This is a genomic window from Candidatus Omnitrophota bacterium (genome assembly GCA_028699255.1).
Taxonomy (GTDB): domain Bacteria; phylum Omnitrophota; class Gorgyraeia; order 2-01-FULL-45-10; family 2-01-FULL-45-10; genus FEN-1322.
This window is the reverse complement of record JAQVUX010000004.1, coordinates 135,160-149,889: the sequence shown is the minus strand read 5'-3', so window position 1 is coordinate 149,889 and position 14,730 is coordinate 135,160. Positions and strand designations below refer to the sequence as shown.

The window sequence follows — 14,730 nt, the reverse complement described above, 5'->3', positions numbered from 1 at the left end:
ACTCTATTTTTTGTATGAATCCAAATCCATATTTACCTTCAATACGTTTACAACCGGCTCTCCGATTAAACCAAAGAGACGCCCTTTTGCGTTTTGATCAACAATGTTTTTTACAATATTTACAGAGAGCCCTAGTTGTTTCGCTATTCGAGGAACCTGATAATAAGCGGAAGCCTTACTTATATGCGGATCAAGCCCGCTCGCCGATGATGTCACTAAATCTACGGGTATAGGCATCTTGTTTTTAGGATCGGCTGCACGCAGTTTTTCAATACGGGACTTTACAGTTTCTAAAAGTGCTCCATTCGACGGCCCAATATTTGAGCCCGATGACGAATTAGAATTATAAGGCACGGGCGATGTGGCCGACAGCCGTCCCCATAGATATTTAGGATCATCAAATGGTTGTCCTATAAGGGCTGAACCAATTATTTTTCCATTTCGATATATAAGGCTACCGTTAGCTTTGGTATGGAAAAAAGCTTGAGCAATTCCTGTTACAAATAGCGGGTAGAGAACTCCTGTGATTATCGTCAATATTATAAAAACAAGAATGGCAGATTTTAACTGTTCTCTAAACATAATTATCCCAAGTTTATTAAGCCACGGTGCCAGCTAAGTGCCGATGTCTCCGACATCGGCTTTATACCAAATGCAAGGCAGCCAACAACATATCAATTAGTTTTATCCCTATAAATGGCGCGATAATGCCGCCTATGCCATAGATCAAAAGATTGTCTCTCAGAAGGCGACTTGCCGACATCGGCTTATAAGGTATACCGCGCAGAGCCAGTGGAATTAGCATTATTATGATAATGGCGTTAAAAATAACCGCAGATAGAACAGCGCTAGACGGCGTGGTAAGGTGCATTATATTAAGCGCGTCTAGCTGAGGATATGTTCCTACAAAAGCCGCCGGAATGATCGCAAAGTATTTTGAAACATCATTAGAGATACTAAAAGTAGTTAATGATCCTCGGGTCATAAGTAATTGTTTTCCAATTTCAACGATCTCAATTAATTTTGTAGGATTAGAATCGAGATCTACGAGATTGCCCGCTTCCTTCGCGGCCTGCGTCCCTGTATTCATAGCAACTGCGACATCCGCCTGCGCGAGAGCGGGTGCATCATTAGTACCATCACCTGTCATTGCGACAAGTCTACCGCCAAGCTGCATCTCCCGGATAAGCTTAAGTTTTGTTTCAGGTGTCGCCTGCGCTAAAAAATCATCCATACCTGCCTCGGCAGCTATGGCCGCAGCTGTCAATGGGTTATCACCTGTGATCATTATAGTTTTGATTCCCATACGTCGCAGTTCCGCGAAACGTTCTTTGATACCACCCTTCACTATATCCTTCAACTGAATAACACCTAATACATTCTTATGTTCCGCTACTACTAGCGGCGTGCCGCCAGTCTTGGATATGTTCTGAATATTTAATTTCAAATCTTCAGGGAAAAGTCCTCCGAGCTTTTTCACATAATCTTCTATCGCATCGGCTGAGCCTTTTCTGATCTGCCGTCCATCACCTAAATCTACTCCGCTCATTCTTGTTTGGGCAGTAAAAGGGATAAATTTCGCTTCAAGCTCATGGATTTGGCGTTCTCTAATATTGTATTTCTCTTTAGCTAATATCACTATGCTTCTGCCTTCCGGAGTTTCGTCAGATAATGAAGCCAGTTGTGCCGCATCCGCCAATGCTTCGACTTTGACGTCCTGGGCCGGTATAAAAGCAACCGCCTGTCTATTACCCAACGTTATAGTACCTGTTTTATCAAGCAGTAGAACATCAACATCCCCTGCCGCTTCAACGGCACGTCCTGAAGTAGCTATAACGTTTGCCTGGATCATCCTATCCATTCCAGCGATACCAATGGCAGGCAAAAGGCCTCCTATAGTAGTCGGTATAAGGCATACGAGTAACGCCACTAATACTGTTACTGTAATAGGTACACCATGGCCAGCGCTAACAACACTATAGATAGAAAATGGAAGGAGCGTTACTGTGGCTAAAAGAAATATTATCGTAAATACCGCAAGTAAAATGCTAAGCGCTATTTCGTTGGGCGTCTTCTGTCGTTTCGCGCCTTCGACCATCGCTATCATATGATCTAAGAATGTCTCGCCAGGATTTGAACTAACTCGTACTACTATCCAGTCTGAAAGTACTCGCGTTCCCCCGGTAACAGCGTTGCGATCCCCGCCTGATTCGCGTATGACGGGCGCGCTTTCTCCTGTTATCGCGCTTTCATCAACCGAAGCTACTCCTTCTATAATCTCACCATCCATCGGTATAATGTCGCCCGCTTCGATTAAAACAATATCTCCTTTCCTTATTGTCGTAGCTGAAATTGTTTCATAGCTTGAGCCATATTTAGGGCTTGAGAGTTTCTTCGCTGGGGTATCCCGTCTTGCCTTCCTTAAGCTTGCGGCTTGCGCCTTACCGCGACCTTCAGCCATAGCTTCCGCGAAGTTAGCAAATATTAGCGTGAACCAAAGCCACAGCGTTATAGCCAGAATAAAACTTGCCGGTGCTTCCCCATGCGCAACAATGGCCTGAATATATAAGCCTGTGGTAAGCACGCTTCCCGCCAACACGACAAACATAACTGGATTCTTAATCTGATGCTTGGGGTTCAATTTTTTTATAGAATCCACAATCGCCGGAATTACAATAGCGAGGTCGAATAATGATTTTGTTTTCATATAGAAGTAAGGGTTAAGTGCTCAACAATAGGCCCAAGAGCCAATGCCGGGAAAAAAGTGAGCGCACCTACAATCAATATAACCATAACCAGAAATACAATAAAAAGCGGCGTATGTGTAGGCAAAGTTCCTTGACTTACAGGCACTATCTTTTTCTTAGAAAGTGATCCGGCTATCGCAAGAGCCGGTATTATAAGCCAGTATCTAGCGAAAAACATCGCTAATCCTTGAGCGATATTATAGAAAAACGTATTCGTAGTTAAACCCGCAAACGCGCTTCCGTTGTTATTTCCTGCCGATGAAAAAGCATATAATATTTCACTAAATCCATGCGGCCCAGGGTTTAAAATTGAGTTTTTAGCAGCAGGCACAATTACCGAAATGGCTGTGCCCATAAGAACAATCATCGGAGGTATTAAAATCATAAGAGAAGCCATTTTCATTTCATACGCTTCGATTTTCTTTCCTAAATATTCGGGAGTGCGCCCTATCATAAGGCCCGATATAAATACAGCGACAATAATAAATGCGATCATACCGTAAAGACCTGAACCAACCCCGCCAAATATAACCTCCCCTAATTGCATAAGCCACATCGATATCATCCCGCCAAGAGGCATGTAAGAATCATGCATTGAGTTGACCGAACCATTGGAGGCGGCAGTCGTAGCTGTTGCCCATAAAGCTGAATTCGCGATGCCAAAACGTGCTTCCTTGCCTTCCATATTACCGCCTGGCTGCATAGCACTCGCACTCTGATCAATTCCTAATTTGCTTAACAAAGGATTCCCCTGTTGTTCAATGTGCGTACATAACCAGAGACATGGGATAAAGATAATTAACATAGCGGCCAGAATCGCCCATCCTTGGCGCCTGTCTTTAACCATGTATCCGAATGTATAGCATAATGCTGCAGCTATTAAAAGTATGGCCAAAACCTCCACGAAGTTTGACAGAGGCGTGGGGTTCTCAAAGGGATGGGCAGAATTGACATTGAAAAACCCTCCCCCATTAGTTCCTAGCTGTTTAATAGCTATTTGAGAAGCGGCAGGACCGAGAGCTATCACCTGTTCAGGAACAATCTTTCCAGTAGCATCTTTAGTTGCTTCGATAAGCGTAGCTTTTACGCTCGGAGCAAATGTCTGAACAACACCCTGGGAAGCCAATACAACGGAAAGTATTATAGCTAGTGGAAGCAGTATATATAATGTAGATCGAACAAGATCTACCCAGAAGTTACCTATGGTTTCCGTTTGTTTTTGGATAAATCCTCTTATCACAGCCACAAGCACTGCCATGCCCGTTGCCGCTGACACAAAATTCTGAACTGTTAAAGCCATCATCTGAGTAAAATAGCTTAATGTGGCCTCCCCACCATAACTTTGCCAGTTGGTGTTTGTAGCAAAGCTCACAGCGGTATTGAAAGCTAAGTCTGGGGGGACTTGTGGTATGGACATTGGGTTTAGGGGAAGATGTGGCTGAAGTCTCTGAATAGCGTAAACAACGACTATGCCAATAATATTGAACATCATTACTGCCAAAGCATATGTCTTCCAAGACATACCTGCTTCAGGATTAATACCTGACACGCGATAAACTAATCTTTCAATAGGCCCAAACCATACGTTAAGACCAACGGGTTTTGCCTCGTATATGCGGGCCATATATGTCCCAAGCGGCTTAACTAATAGGATTAGCGCTATAAGATAGATCCCGCCTTGAATAATATTATTCCAATTCATGGTTCGACTCGCTTCGCTCGCTCACCATAATAATCCTGAGCAAGGCTATTGTCAGACTGTTGGCCACGCCGAAGGATCATGAAAATATCTCCGGCTTCAATAGAGCGATCAATAAATAGGCAAATAAAAACAGTGAAACTATGCCGCCTATCCAATAAATAATAGTCATATTACTACCCCAGCCTTATAATCTGCCGCATACTGCGACAAATGCAAAAGATATTATCGTGAGACCCAAAATTATTCCTATAAATAAAATATCCATAATACGGATTCCCTTAAAAAGAAAAACCAGAGGATGCCTATCTCTGGTTTGCATTCTCTCATGTTAGCTTACGGGGTTAGCTGTCGGGCTCGGGTTGAGTGACCCTAATCTACTACATTGTAGATATTTTAGATATTCGCCCCAAGATCTATCGTAGACCGTGGCTTGGTTCCCCCGCTTCCTTTTATATGTAGCCAAAGGAATATAGCTTATTTATGTTAATTATAAGCCTCGAGAGATATGGTGTCAATATAAGATGCGCGTAACACGCGAGAAGGCTGGTTATTCGAGAAATACAGCCCCACTCAGCGATATCTTGCGTTGTAAGGCCTGTGGCAAAGCAATGTTCCATACCTATGCGATGCGAGGTAAATATAAATACAGATATTATGTCTGCCAAAGTGTTCAAAAACAAGGCTCAAATTCGTGCCCTACCAAATCGGTAAATGCACAGGCTATAGAGGACTCTGTAATAGATTGCCTTGGCAAGATGCCACAAAAAGAACTGACAGAAATTCTCGCCATCTGGGATGCGCTATTCCCACAGTTAAAACATGAGGCATTAAAACGCATGGTTAAAGAAGTAAAATACGACGGAACGACTGGTAAGCTGGATATGGTCTTAAATAATTATAGATTTTATGAATACGAATCTAAAATATGAATTCAAAGTTGATATAAAGCCCGTAAGGCATAAGTCTTATCGATATCATATGGCCAAGATAGCAAACGAGCCGAAGCTACGACAATATCTGGTGCTATCTAATCAAATAGAAGGAGCGCTTTGTGAAGAGAAGGCAAAGGATCTGAGCCAAATCGCCGAATGGCTTGGTATAACTTATACGAGGATAAAACAGATAACAAGCCTGCTCCTCCTGTGTCCTAGAATACAGAAGGAGATATTATTGCTAAACACCGACAAAATCCGTAAGGTTACAGAGCGTAAAATCCGCGGCATAGCCAAAGAAATCTACTGGCAGAAGCAACTCGAGGCTTGGAATAAGCTAGCGCATTAACCCATCACCCTTCCCAATGTTAGAAAATAAATATTTTGCATTTAAGTGTTGTAATTTTATTACTACATGGTATACTTATAATAGACAAGGAGGGGGGCGACTAAAATGGACGGACGTAAAACATTCGGCTCGTATTTTAAAGATAGAAGAATAAAGCTGAGCATGACGCTGCGCCAATTCTGCGAGAAACACAGCATGGATCCTGGAAATTTAAGTAAGATTGAAAGAGGCGTGTTGCCGCCGCCAAAAGATGAGATATTGAAGAAATACGCTCATTATCTCAAACTGAAAGAGGCGTCGAACGAGTGGTATGAATTCTTTGACCTTGCGGCCGCGGAATCAGGCCGGCTGCCAAAGGAGCTTAGGGAAAAAGAGATCGTCGCGAGAATGCCATTTTTATTCCGCACCATCAGGGGTAAAAAGATCTCGAAAGAGAAGCTCGATAAGTTGATAAAATTGATCAAGGAATCGTAAAGAATGTCAGATGTATTTGTTCCTTACAAAAACTACGACCACATAAAGAAGATAGCTTCGGATTTCCTGCACAAATACCATCCAAGGGATGCCTTCCCCACTCCGATCGAAGAGATCATAGAGCTTAAGCTCAACATTGATATCATTCCGATCCCCGGACTTCACGAAATAATAGAAATCGACGGTTTCATATCCTCAGATTTGTCGAATATCTCCATAGATGAATACGTATATAAGCATAGACAAGGCCGATATCGCTTTACTCTAGCCCATGAGGTAGGCCATGCTATTATGCACGAGGCTGTTTACAAGCATCGCGGATTCAATACGACCGGAGATTGGAAGGATTTTATGGAGACTTTTCCGGAAGATGAATGGTCATGGCTTGAATGGCAGGCGAATCAATTTGCCGGATTAGTCCTGGTGCCAAGCCATCATCTGGAAAAGAGGTTAAAATATCATTCAAAGCAGATCAGGGCTTTGGGCATCAAAAATGATGATGTTATCATGGATAGGGTCGTTGAATTATTAGCCCGGGATTTTGTGGTTTCAAGAGAAGTTATATTAAGAAGGATTGATAAAGACGCCAAAAAACCTGATTTTACGACTAAACCACCCGAAAAGTAAACCAGAGATAAAGAGAGGGATTAAGAAGAGATTTTGGCAGGATATTTAGAAGAGATTGGAAATAGAGAAATCGGTTAACTGATAGCGAACAACTAAATAAGGTGCCGCCTAATGAATGCCCTGCCTGAACCTGTTTTTAAATAAGCCTCGAATTTCTTAGCAGCCAAATTACTTTGAAATGAAATATATGTTTCGAGTTTCCATGGACGATGGCGATATGTGTAATGATCGCTTGATGTCTCGTCGTGTTCTTTAAGGCGACGCTCAAGATTGCCGGTTAATCCGACATAGAGCTTATCTTTGGTTTTGAGGCTTTTTAGTATATAGACGTAGTGCATATTGGAGTTTAATGGCCCGCCTTCGCAATCAACGCTTAATAGATAAGGTGCTTCGGCGGGCTCATCCGCCGTCGCCTTCTGCCTTTTACGACATGCTGGCTATGGCGGATAAAAATCCGCCGAAGCATTCTCTCTTTTACGCCTTGAATGCGAAGGCGGATGGCGTCCCTGGCCTGATTCGAACAGGCGACCCTCTGCTTAGCTTACCGCACCGGATTACTCCGGCCGTTGTTACGTTGCGGTCTGGACTATGTCTTCACCATTTCAGGTGTGCAGCGTATAGTCTCTGAGGACTCCCATTCGAGCTTCAGATAATCGTCGGCCCATTTAACGTGAAGATTTTGGTTATTAATGTTGCAATCTTCACCTCCTTCCCATGGACCGATTTATCTGTAGCTCGCTTGGTTGCCTGCAAATTGCCCTGTGTATGACAGGGGTTCCTTGCATATAGCTGCATTCATTCTATGCGTTCATATTCCGCATAGACGCTCCTATTGAAGGCAGATGCTCTATCCAACTGAGCTACAGGGACGTTGTTAATCAATATCCAACTGCCCCGCCATCTGTTTTACTCAAGGCGGGGTCCCGCCCCCTGTCAGCTTCCGGGCGGGAAGCTACAGGGACGTTGTTAATCAATATCCAACTGCCCCGCCATCTGTTTTACTCAAGGCGGGGTCCCGCCCCCTGTCAGCTTCCGGGCGGGAAGCTACAGGGACGCGTAAAAATAAAATATGCCCTAAGAGAACAACGGCAAAGTCAGTGGTCGGGGCGGACAGATTCGAACTGTCGACTTCTTGGTCCCAAACCAAGCGCGCTAGCCAGCTGCGCTACGCCCCGAAAATTACAAATATCTACACGACTACCGGTTATTAGCCAGCCCCCGCCATCTGTTTTACTCAAGGCGGGGTCCCGCCCCCTGTCAGCTTCCGGGCGGGATGCGCTACGCCCCGATTATATCATACTACAAGTACTTTTTTAAAAACTCGCGAACCTTTTTGAGCGCCTTAGACCTGTGGCTCATTTTATCTTTTACTTTTAATCCAAGCTCACCGAAGGTCTTTTTATATTTTGGTATCAGAAATAGCGAATCATATCCAAATCCGTATCCGCCCTTTTCGGAGAACGCTATAACGCCGGCGCACGACTCCTCGATGACTTTAAGCACCTTGTTGTTATCGCATATTGCCGCGGCGCAAACAAACCGCGCCTGCCTTTTTTCGGGCGGAGTCTTCTTCAAAATTTCCAGCAATTTTTTGTTATTCTGCTTATCGCTCTTCCGTGGCCCGGCAAATCTCGACGATCGCACACCCGGCCGTCCACCGAGCGCATTGACCGCCAAGCCGGAATCATCCGCTATTACGAGCCCTTTCGTAAAACGCGATATGACGAGCGCCTTCTTTACGGCATTCGCTTTAAATGTCACGCCGTTCTCGACTATGCGCGGTACGTGCGTAAAATTTTTGAGTGAAACCACTTTCGCGTCTACGCCTTTGAGATAACGCTTTAATTCATGGAGCTTCTTTTCATTTTTGGTCGCTATTACAATTTCTCGCATTTGCCTATAATCCCCTTTAAAACTTTCTTCTGCGCCGCGATGAGATCATCTACCCCTTCCTTCGCCAACGCTAAAAGCTTATTCATATCCTCTTTACTGAATGGCTCCTTCTCGGCGGTACCCTGTATTTCAATAAATTTACCGTCGCCGGTCATAATGATATTCATATCGACATCCGCGTTCGAGTCCTCATCATAATTCAGGTCGAGGATCGGTTTACCGTCCATCATTCCTACGCTAATGGCCGCGACATAGTCGGAAACCGGTATCTCTTTAATGAGATTCTGAGCGCGCATCTTCTCGAGGGCAAGAATGACCGAAATAAAACTGCCGGTTATGCTGGCGCATCTGGTGCCGCCGTCGGCCTGTATGACGTCGCAGTCGATCCAAAGCGTCCTCTCGCCTATCTTCGCCATGTCGGCCACGGATCTCATCGAACGGCCTATAAGGCGCTGTATCTCCATGGTCCTGCCGCCCAGCTTACCCTTCGCCGCCTCCCTTTGAACACGGGTTCTGCAGGAACGCGGTATCATGCCGTATTCGGCGGTTATCCATCCGGTGCCCTTGCCTTTCAGGAAAGACGGAACGGTGTTTTCTATCGTCGCGGTCGTTATGACTTTGGTGTCACCGAGTTCTATCAAGCACGAACCTTCCGCGTATTTTATGTAATCCTTGGTTATCTTGAGATGCCGTAATTCGTTACTTTTTCTTCCGTCGGGCCTGGTCATATATATCGTTTCCTTTCGAGTCTATTCCTACAATAATTGGAAAATCCACGACCTCCATTTTATAAATCGCCTCCGGGCCGAGGTCGCTGAAGAGCACGGGCTTCGCCGATATTACTCTCTCCGCAAGCAGGGCCCCTATGCCTCCTATGGCGATAAAATATATACGTCTGTATTTTTTTATCGCCGCTCTTACCTCCGGAGATCTGCCGCCTTTTCCTATCATGCCGCCAAGGCCTAAGCGCAAAAGTTCCGGTGTAAAAGAATCCATGCGCGAGGAGGTCGTCGGCCCGCATGATCCGATAGCCCGTCCGGGACGCGCCGGCGCAGGGCCCGCGTAATATATCACCGCATCCGTTAATTTCAGCGGAATGGGATGGCCTTTCGCGATCATGTCATGCAATCGTTTGTGAGCTATATCCCTTGCCGTAAATATCGTCCCGCTTAAAAGAACCTCGTCGCCTGCCCTGAGAAAAGCAACCGCTTGTTTTGTCAACGGCGTCTTTATCTTAACCGGCTTCACAAAGTTTTCTCCGCGCTTCTCGTCGCGTGACAACTGACATTAACCGCGACCGGTAGTCCCGCTATATGCGTTGGCTCTTCGAGCACATTCACGCCGAGAACCGTAGTTTTACCGCCGAGCCCCATGGGGCCAATCCCGAGCGAATTGATCGCGCGCTCCAGTTCTGTTTCAAGCCGCGCGATATGCCTCTGCCGGCTACGCTTGCCAACCGGACGCAGAAGCGCTTTCTTCGCCAAGTAGGCGCATCTTTCAAAAGTGCCGCCCATGCCTATACCCAAAACCATCGGCGGGCAGGCATCGGGGCCGGCTTTCTTCACAACATCGATGACAAATTCTTTTATCTCATCGGCCGAATCGGTAGGCTTGAACATCTTTATAGCGCTCTTATTTTCACTGCCAAAACCTTTAGGGGAAACGCTTATTTTTACATTGTTGCCGTCGACGATATCGACATATATAACAGCGGGAGTGTTGGTCTTTGTATTCTCGCGAAATAACGCGCCGGAGACGATCGACTTCCGCAAGTAACCTTTACGATAAGCCTCCGCGACGCCCGCGTTGACGGCGCCCTTGAGCGCTCCGCCGCGCAGAGCCACATTCTGTCCGATCTCAAGATGAACTATAACCATGCCTGTGTCCTGGCAGATCGCAATCCGTTTCGTCCTGGCAAGGCGGGCGTTATCTATGATAGCCTTCAATATATTCTTAGCCCTGGGGTTCTTTTCTTTCGCTACGGCCGTCTTGAGAGATTTTAATACATCCCGCCGGAGTTCAAAGTTCGCCTTAAGGCAAAGCTCAGCAACTGCATCTTTTATTTTAGAAACATTTATCTCTCTCATGCTATCCCGTCCGGCGCTTGCGCTCTTTTTATACTACCCTTTATACTCCGCGCTCACCGTCGTCTTGATCCCGCCGCGCGCGTTAAACTCACCGGCAATCTCCATCCACCTGGGTCGGCACGCCTTAACCAGATCGTCGAGCATTTTATTCACAACGTGCTCATTGAATATACCTACATCGCGGTAAAATATAGTATAGTATTTGAACGATTTTAATTCTATGCATGCCTGGTCGGGTATATATTTAATAACGATCGACGCAAAGTCCGGCAATCCCGTCTTTGGGCATATGCATGTAAACTCCGGAATGTCGATCCTTATAATATAATCCCTGTCGGAATAACGATTCTGCCATGTCTCTATCACCGGCGTCTTCATGACACGAACCTTGTTTTGCAATCCTTCGTATGGCGATCTTTTCATATGATTATTTTACCTTTAATATTTTGTGTATCTGCGGAATGACCCTCATGGTTTCGATCTCGTTCCTTAACCCTATCTCTAAAAATCCCATAAGCCTGTCATGCCCTATCTGTCTATCGTCGGATTTTACAGGAGATACCGGTTGAAGGATAAAAGGTATATTCTTGCGCGCTTTCTTCATTAAAAGAAGCGCCTTCTCGATATCTTCCTTGTCGGTATTGGCGGTAACAACCGCTTTTACGAATACATTCTTTTTGGAAGCTATCCTCAGGAAGTCCGCATGCTCGTGCCAATAGCTTCTTTCGCCGGTAGATGACGGCAATTTGAAATCCATAGCCACTATATCGACCAGATCGATAATCTTCGAAAGTTCGTGCGGCAGGGTTCCGTTCGTCTCAAGATACGCCTTGAATAGCCTGTTCTTTTTCGCTATTCTCAGAAAAACTTTCAGAAAATCCCAGTATAGAAGAGGCTCGCCGCCGGTAAGCGACACGGAGTGATGCGGTCCGCGGGCCACATCGATAGCCTTGATTTCTTTAAGCAGTTCCAGCGGGGCATATTCTTTCGAGGCCAAACCCTTAGCTTCGTCACAAAATACGCAGTTCAAATTACACTTCTTGAATCTGACGAATATCTGTTTCGCGCCCAGGAATATACCTTCTCCCTGTATCGATGAAAATATTTCGGTTATCTGGCCTTTTACATCACTCATCGTCTCTTCTTTCCCGGTATCTTACTCAGAATACACGGCGCACGACTTTTCATTCTCCCACACAGCTACGGAATAAATACTCTCCAAGTTTTTCTTCAAACCGTCATATATGAACTTCGCGATATTTTCGGAGGTCGGGTTCGCCTTTTTGAAAAACTTCGCCCCATTTAGATACGAATGATCGAGCGACTCGACAACGCCTTTCAACGCGTCCTTCGCGATCCTGAAATCAACCGCAAGTCCGTTTTTATCCACATCTTTATACCGGAATACCGCCTCGACCGTCCAGTTATGGCCATGCAGATTTTCGCACTTGCCTTTATAATTCCGCAGGTTGTGCGCCGCGCTGAAATCTGTCTTAACCTTTATTTCAAACATGTTTAACCGGCCCTCTTTACGCATTTTATACGCTGTTTTAAGAATCTCTCGCCGATCTTAACGAATCTGTTCGGCTCGTCGCTCACGAAGAATTTGTATTCGGCCCTGGAGCGCGATAAGTTCAACATACCGTTTGCATCCAGTATATCCCTGGCGCCCCTGGCGACCTCTCTTGCCGAATCGACCAGGACAACACGCTTACCCATAACCTTCGCGAGCATGTTCTTTAAAACGGGGTAATGGGTACAGCCCATGATAAGCGTATCTACGTTTTTCGATTTAAGTGTTTTGAGATAAATCTCTGCCACCTGGCCCGCTATGTCCCTGCCGGCCCACCCTTCCTCAACAATAGGCACGAAGAGCGGACACGCCTGAGTAACCACCGCATACTTACTGCCCATTTTTTTTATCGCTTTTTCATAGGCTCCGGAAGACACTGTCGCGTGAGTACCGATAACGCCTATGCGATTATTGCGGGTGGCACTCACAGCTTCTCTGGCGCCGGGTTCTATCACTCCTATTATCGGAACTTTAAAACATCTCTTTAAAAAATCCAGGCTCAATGACGAGGCGGTATTACACGCGACTATGATGAGCTTAACGTTATGCTTCATCAAAAATTCCACATTCTCGACCGAAAATTTCGTAACCGTATCTTTCGACTTTGTGCCGTAAGGTACCCTGGCGGTATCGCCGAAATACACGATACTCTCACCTGGAAGTATCCCGCGCATCTTATCGACTACCGTAAGCCCGCCGACGCCGGAATCGAATACTCCTATAGGCCTCTGATCACTCATATTATATCCTCGTAAACCCCTGGGTTCTTTCGTACTCCCGCTTATATCTCAATATGCCCTGCGCTACGGATTCCGCAACCCTGTCTAAGAAATCGGGATCCTTCAATTTCAATTCTTCATATTTATTGCTTAAATAACCCGCCTCGACCAGAACCGCCGGTATATGCGTGAACTTAAGCACATAGAATCTCGCCGTGCGCACACCGCGATTGCCCATCGTAAGCCCGGAATCGATGGAATCGCATATCGAACCGGCAAGCTCTGCCGACTCTATTCTGTTTTCGGTCAGCGTCAGATCCCAGAGCGCTTTATCCAAACGGCGCGAATGTTCGACCAGAGCCGCGCTATCCAGGCGTAGCGAAGAATTTTCCATAGCCTCGAGGGCCCGGGCATTATCGTCCGTCGTATTCGCAAGATAGTAGCACTCGAAACCTCTCATTGAACGCGCGCGCGAGGAATTTATGTGTACGCTTACAAAAAGATCAGCACCACTGCGATTGGCGATGGATGAGCGCGTCTCAAGCGGTATAAAAACATCACTATCCCTTGTCATGATTACCCGGATACCGGCGTCTTCCAGCAGTGATTTAAGCTTTCGTGCGGCCCGGAGGGTCATATCCTTCTCTCTTAAACGGCTACGCCTGCCCAAAGCGCCCGGATCCTTGCCGCCATGGCCGGCATCTATCACTATTGATTTTATGAAAAACCTCTTCGGGCCCGCCTCCTCCTTAGGTAGAATAGCAACGGCTGGACGGCCCATCACAGGGCCCATGTTGTTTTTTACAAGTGCCATCGGCACAAAAAGCACGCCATCGCGCATTATGACAGGATTATCGGATTTCACAAATTCACCGTTTACAAGTACGCCGGAGCCGCCCGTCCTTATGACCACTATATTCGGCCCCTTCCTGACATCGGCGCGACCGGTAAAAGTGTCGTATTTATATTCTATTCCATAGAAATCACACAGTTTCGCGAGTGATATATACTCCGCCCCGCTCAGCATCGCTATATCCTTCTGCAAAGAAGTGTCGAGCCGGAAATGCGTTGCCTGAGTAGCGCATCCGGCTGTCAATACCGCGACTGATATGATTACTACGATTAAATGCAAATATCTATAAGTAGTAATATGGCCTCTATGTAATTTTGAACAACCGCGTAGGTTATTCTGTGATTATCGCATGCAAACCTACGCGGTTGCAGTAGTCGATTGAATTTCTTCGCGTTGCTTCCTAAAGTCCTTCGATTTTTCTCGAAATTTTCGGAGAAAATTTCAGGAAAAATCGAAGTATCTTAGACTCCAGGACCTGAAAACTTTCTTCGCGTTGTTTCCTGAGTCCTTCGATTTTTCAGAGAAAAATCGAAGTATCTTAGACTCCAGGACCTGAAAATCTTCTTTGAAAGATTTTCAGAGTATGGTGCGGAAGGAGGGATTTGAACCCTCAAGCCTTGCGGCACAGGCTTCTGAGACCTGCGCGTATGCCAGTTCCGCCACTTCCGCCCAACTGTATATCTCTTGCCCCGCCAAAGCATCGAACATATTAAGCCTTGATTGCGAAGGCGGGCCACTTCCGCCCAACTGTGTATCTATTGCCCCGCTAAAGCT

General features: G+C 45.9%; 18 protein-coding genes, 2 tRNA genes and 1 riboswitch. Of the genes, 4 read left to right on the top strand and 16 right to left on the bottom strand.

What is annotated here, in order from left to right; all coding sequences use genetic code 11:
- Positions 1-3: 3 nt before the first annotated feature.
- The 4 genes from kdpC to kdpF form a co-directional block, all read right to left on the bottom strand.
- Complete coding sequence (gene kdpC / locus PHS46_04865; GenBank protein MDD3905849.1) at positions 4-582, bottom strand: potassium-transporting ATPase subunit KdpC; 579 nt, start codon at positions 580-582, stop codon at positions 4-6.
- Between the two features lie 61 nt (positions 583-643).
- Positions 644-2,707, bottom strand: coding sequence for a potassium-transporting ATPase subunit KdpB (gene kdpB, locus PHS46_04860; GenBank protein MDD3905848.1), 2,064 nt, complete (start codon positions 2,705-2,707; stop codon positions 644-646).
- Entirely contained in the window at positions 2,704-4,449 is a 1,746-nt protein-coding gene (gene kdpA / locus PHS46_04855) for a potassium-transporting ATPase subunit KdpA (GenBank protein MDD3905847.1), read from the bottom strand. The genes kdpB and kdpA overlap by 4 nt, the downstream gene beginning before the upstream one ends.
- Before the next feature lie 76 nt (positions 4,450-4,525).
- Entirely contained in the window at positions 4,526-4,618 is a 93-nt protein-coding gene (gene kdpF / locus PHS46_04850) for a K(+)-transporting ATPase subunit F (protein ID MDD3905846.1), read from the bottom strand.
- Between the two features lie 146 nt (positions 4,619-4,764).
- A riboswitch (cyclic di-AMP (ydaO/yuaA leader) is annotated at positions 4,765-4,934 on the bottom strand.
- Between the two features lie 36 nt (positions 4,935-4,970).
- On the opposite strand from kdpF, the gene PHS46_04845 reads away from it, so the two are divergent.
- The 4 genes from PHS46_04845 to PHS46_04830 all read left to right on the top strand — a co-directional run bounded on the left by PHS46_04845 (position 4,971) and on the right by PHS46_04830 (position 6,831).
- The gene (locus PHS46_04845) at positions 4,971-5,378 is read left to right on the top strand and encodes a zinc ribbon domain-containing protein (protein ID MDD3905845.1); all 408 of its coding nucleotides are present in this window, start codon (positions 4,971-4,973) and stop codon (positions 5,376-5,378) included.
- Positions 5,356-5,730 carry a hypothetical protein gene (locus PHS46_04840; GenBank protein ID MDD3905844.1) on the top strand — a complete coding sequence of 125 codons (375 nt, stop codon included), beginning with the start codon at positions 5,356-5,358 and terminating at the stop codon, positions 5,728-5,730. Before PHS46_04845 ends, PHS46_04840 begins: the two co-directional genes overlap by 23 nt.
- Before the next feature lie 105 nt (positions 5,731-5,835).
- A complete protein-coding gene (locus tag PHS46_04835) occupies positions 5,836-6,204 on the top strand; it encodes a helix-turn-helix domain-containing protein (GenBank protein ID MDD3905843.1) in 369 nt (122 codons plus the stop codon).
- Between the two features lie 3 nt (positions 6,205-6,207).
- Positions 6,208-6,831, top strand: coding sequence for an ImmA/IrrE family metallo-endopeptidase (locus PHS46_04830; protein ID MDD3905842.1), 624 nt, complete (start codon positions 6,208-6,210; stop codon positions 6,829-6,831).
- A gap of 92 nt (positions 6,832-6,923) precedes the next feature.
- On the opposite strand, the gene PHS46_04825 is transcribed toward PHS46_04830, so the two are convergent.
- The 12 genes from PHS46_04825 to PHS46_04770 all read right to left on the bottom strand — a co-directional run bounded on the left by PHS46_04825 (position 6,924) and on the right by PHS46_04770 (position 14,625).
- Entirely contained in the window at positions 6,924-7,169 is a 246-nt protein-coding gene (locus PHS46_04825) for a GIY-YIG nuclease family protein (protein ID MDD3905841.1), read from the bottom strand.
- Between the two features lie 760 nt (positions 7,170-7,929).
- A tRNA-Pro gene (locus PHS46_04820) sits at positions 7,930-8,006 on the bottom strand.
- A 124-nt stretch (positions 8,007-8,130) separates the two neighbouring features.
- Positions 8,131-8,724, bottom strand: coding sequence for an RdgB/HAM1 family non-canonical purine NTP pyrophosphatase (rdgB, locus tag PHS46_04815; protein ID MDD3905840.1), 594 nt, complete (start codon positions 8,722-8,724; stop codon positions 8,131-8,133).
- Positions 8,709-9,452, bottom strand: coding sequence for a ribonuclease PH (rph, locus tag PHS46_04810; GenBank protein ID MDD3905839.1), 744 nt, complete (start codon positions 9,450-9,452; stop codon positions 8,709-8,711). Before rph ends, rdgB begins: the two co-directional genes overlap by 16 nt.
- Positions 9,424-9,972, bottom strand: a complete 549-nt coding sequence (locus tag PHS46_04805) for a FumA C-terminus/TtdB family hydratase beta subunit (GenBank protein ID MDD3905838.1) — start codon at positions 9,970-9,972, stop codon at positions 9,424-9,426. The genes rph and PHS46_04805 overlap by 29 nt, the downstream gene beginning before the upstream one ends.
- Positions 9,969-10,811: a fumarate hydratase gene (locus tag PHS46_04800; protein ID MDD3905837.1), complete on the bottom strand. Its 843-nt coding sequence runs from the start codon at positions 10,809-10,811 to the stop codon at positions 9,969-9,971. The genes PHS46_04805 and PHS46_04800 overlap by 4 nt, the downstream gene beginning before the upstream one ends.
- A 33-nt stretch (positions 10,812-10,844) precedes the next feature.
- The gene (queF, locus tag PHS46_04795; GenBank protein ID MDD3905836.1) at positions 10,845-11,234 is read right to left on the bottom strand and encodes a preQ(1) synthase; all 390 of its coding nucleotides are present in this window, start codon (positions 11,232-11,234) and stop codon (positions 10,845-10,847) included.
- 4 nt (positions 11,235-11,238) lie between these two features.
- Positions 11,239-11,946: a 7-carboxy-7-deazaguanine synthase QueE gene (locus tag PHS46_04790; protein ID MDD3905835.1), complete on the bottom strand. Its 708-nt coding sequence runs from the start codon at positions 11,944-11,946 to the stop codon at positions 11,239-11,241.
- Between the two features lie 21 nt (positions 11,947-11,967).
- A complete protein-coding gene (gene queD / locus PHS46_04785) occupies positions 11,968-12,324 on the bottom strand; it encodes a 6-carboxytetrahydropterin synthase QueD (GenBank protein ID MDD3905834.1) in 357 nt (118 codons plus the stop codon).
- Positions 12,325-12,326: 2 nt separating this feature from the next.
- Positions 12,327-13,124: a glutamate racemase gene (gene murI / locus PHS46_04780; GenBank protein ID MDD3905833.1), complete on the bottom strand. Its 798-nt coding sequence runs from the start codon at positions 13,122-13,124 to the stop codon at positions 12,327-12,329.
- Position 13,125: 1 nt separating this feature from the next.
- Positions 13,126-14,235 carry an N-acetylmuramoyl-L-alanine amidase gene (locus PHS46_04775; protein MDD3905832.1) on the bottom strand — a complete coding sequence of 370 codons (1,110 nt, stop codon included), beginning with the start codon at positions 14,233-14,235 and terminating at the stop codon, positions 13,126-13,128.
- Positions 14,236-14,540: 305 nt separating this feature from the next.
- Positions 14,541-14,625: transfer RNA gene (locus tag PHS46_04770), tRNA-Leu, on the bottom strand.
- Positions 14,626-14,730: the final 105 nt, after the last annotated feature.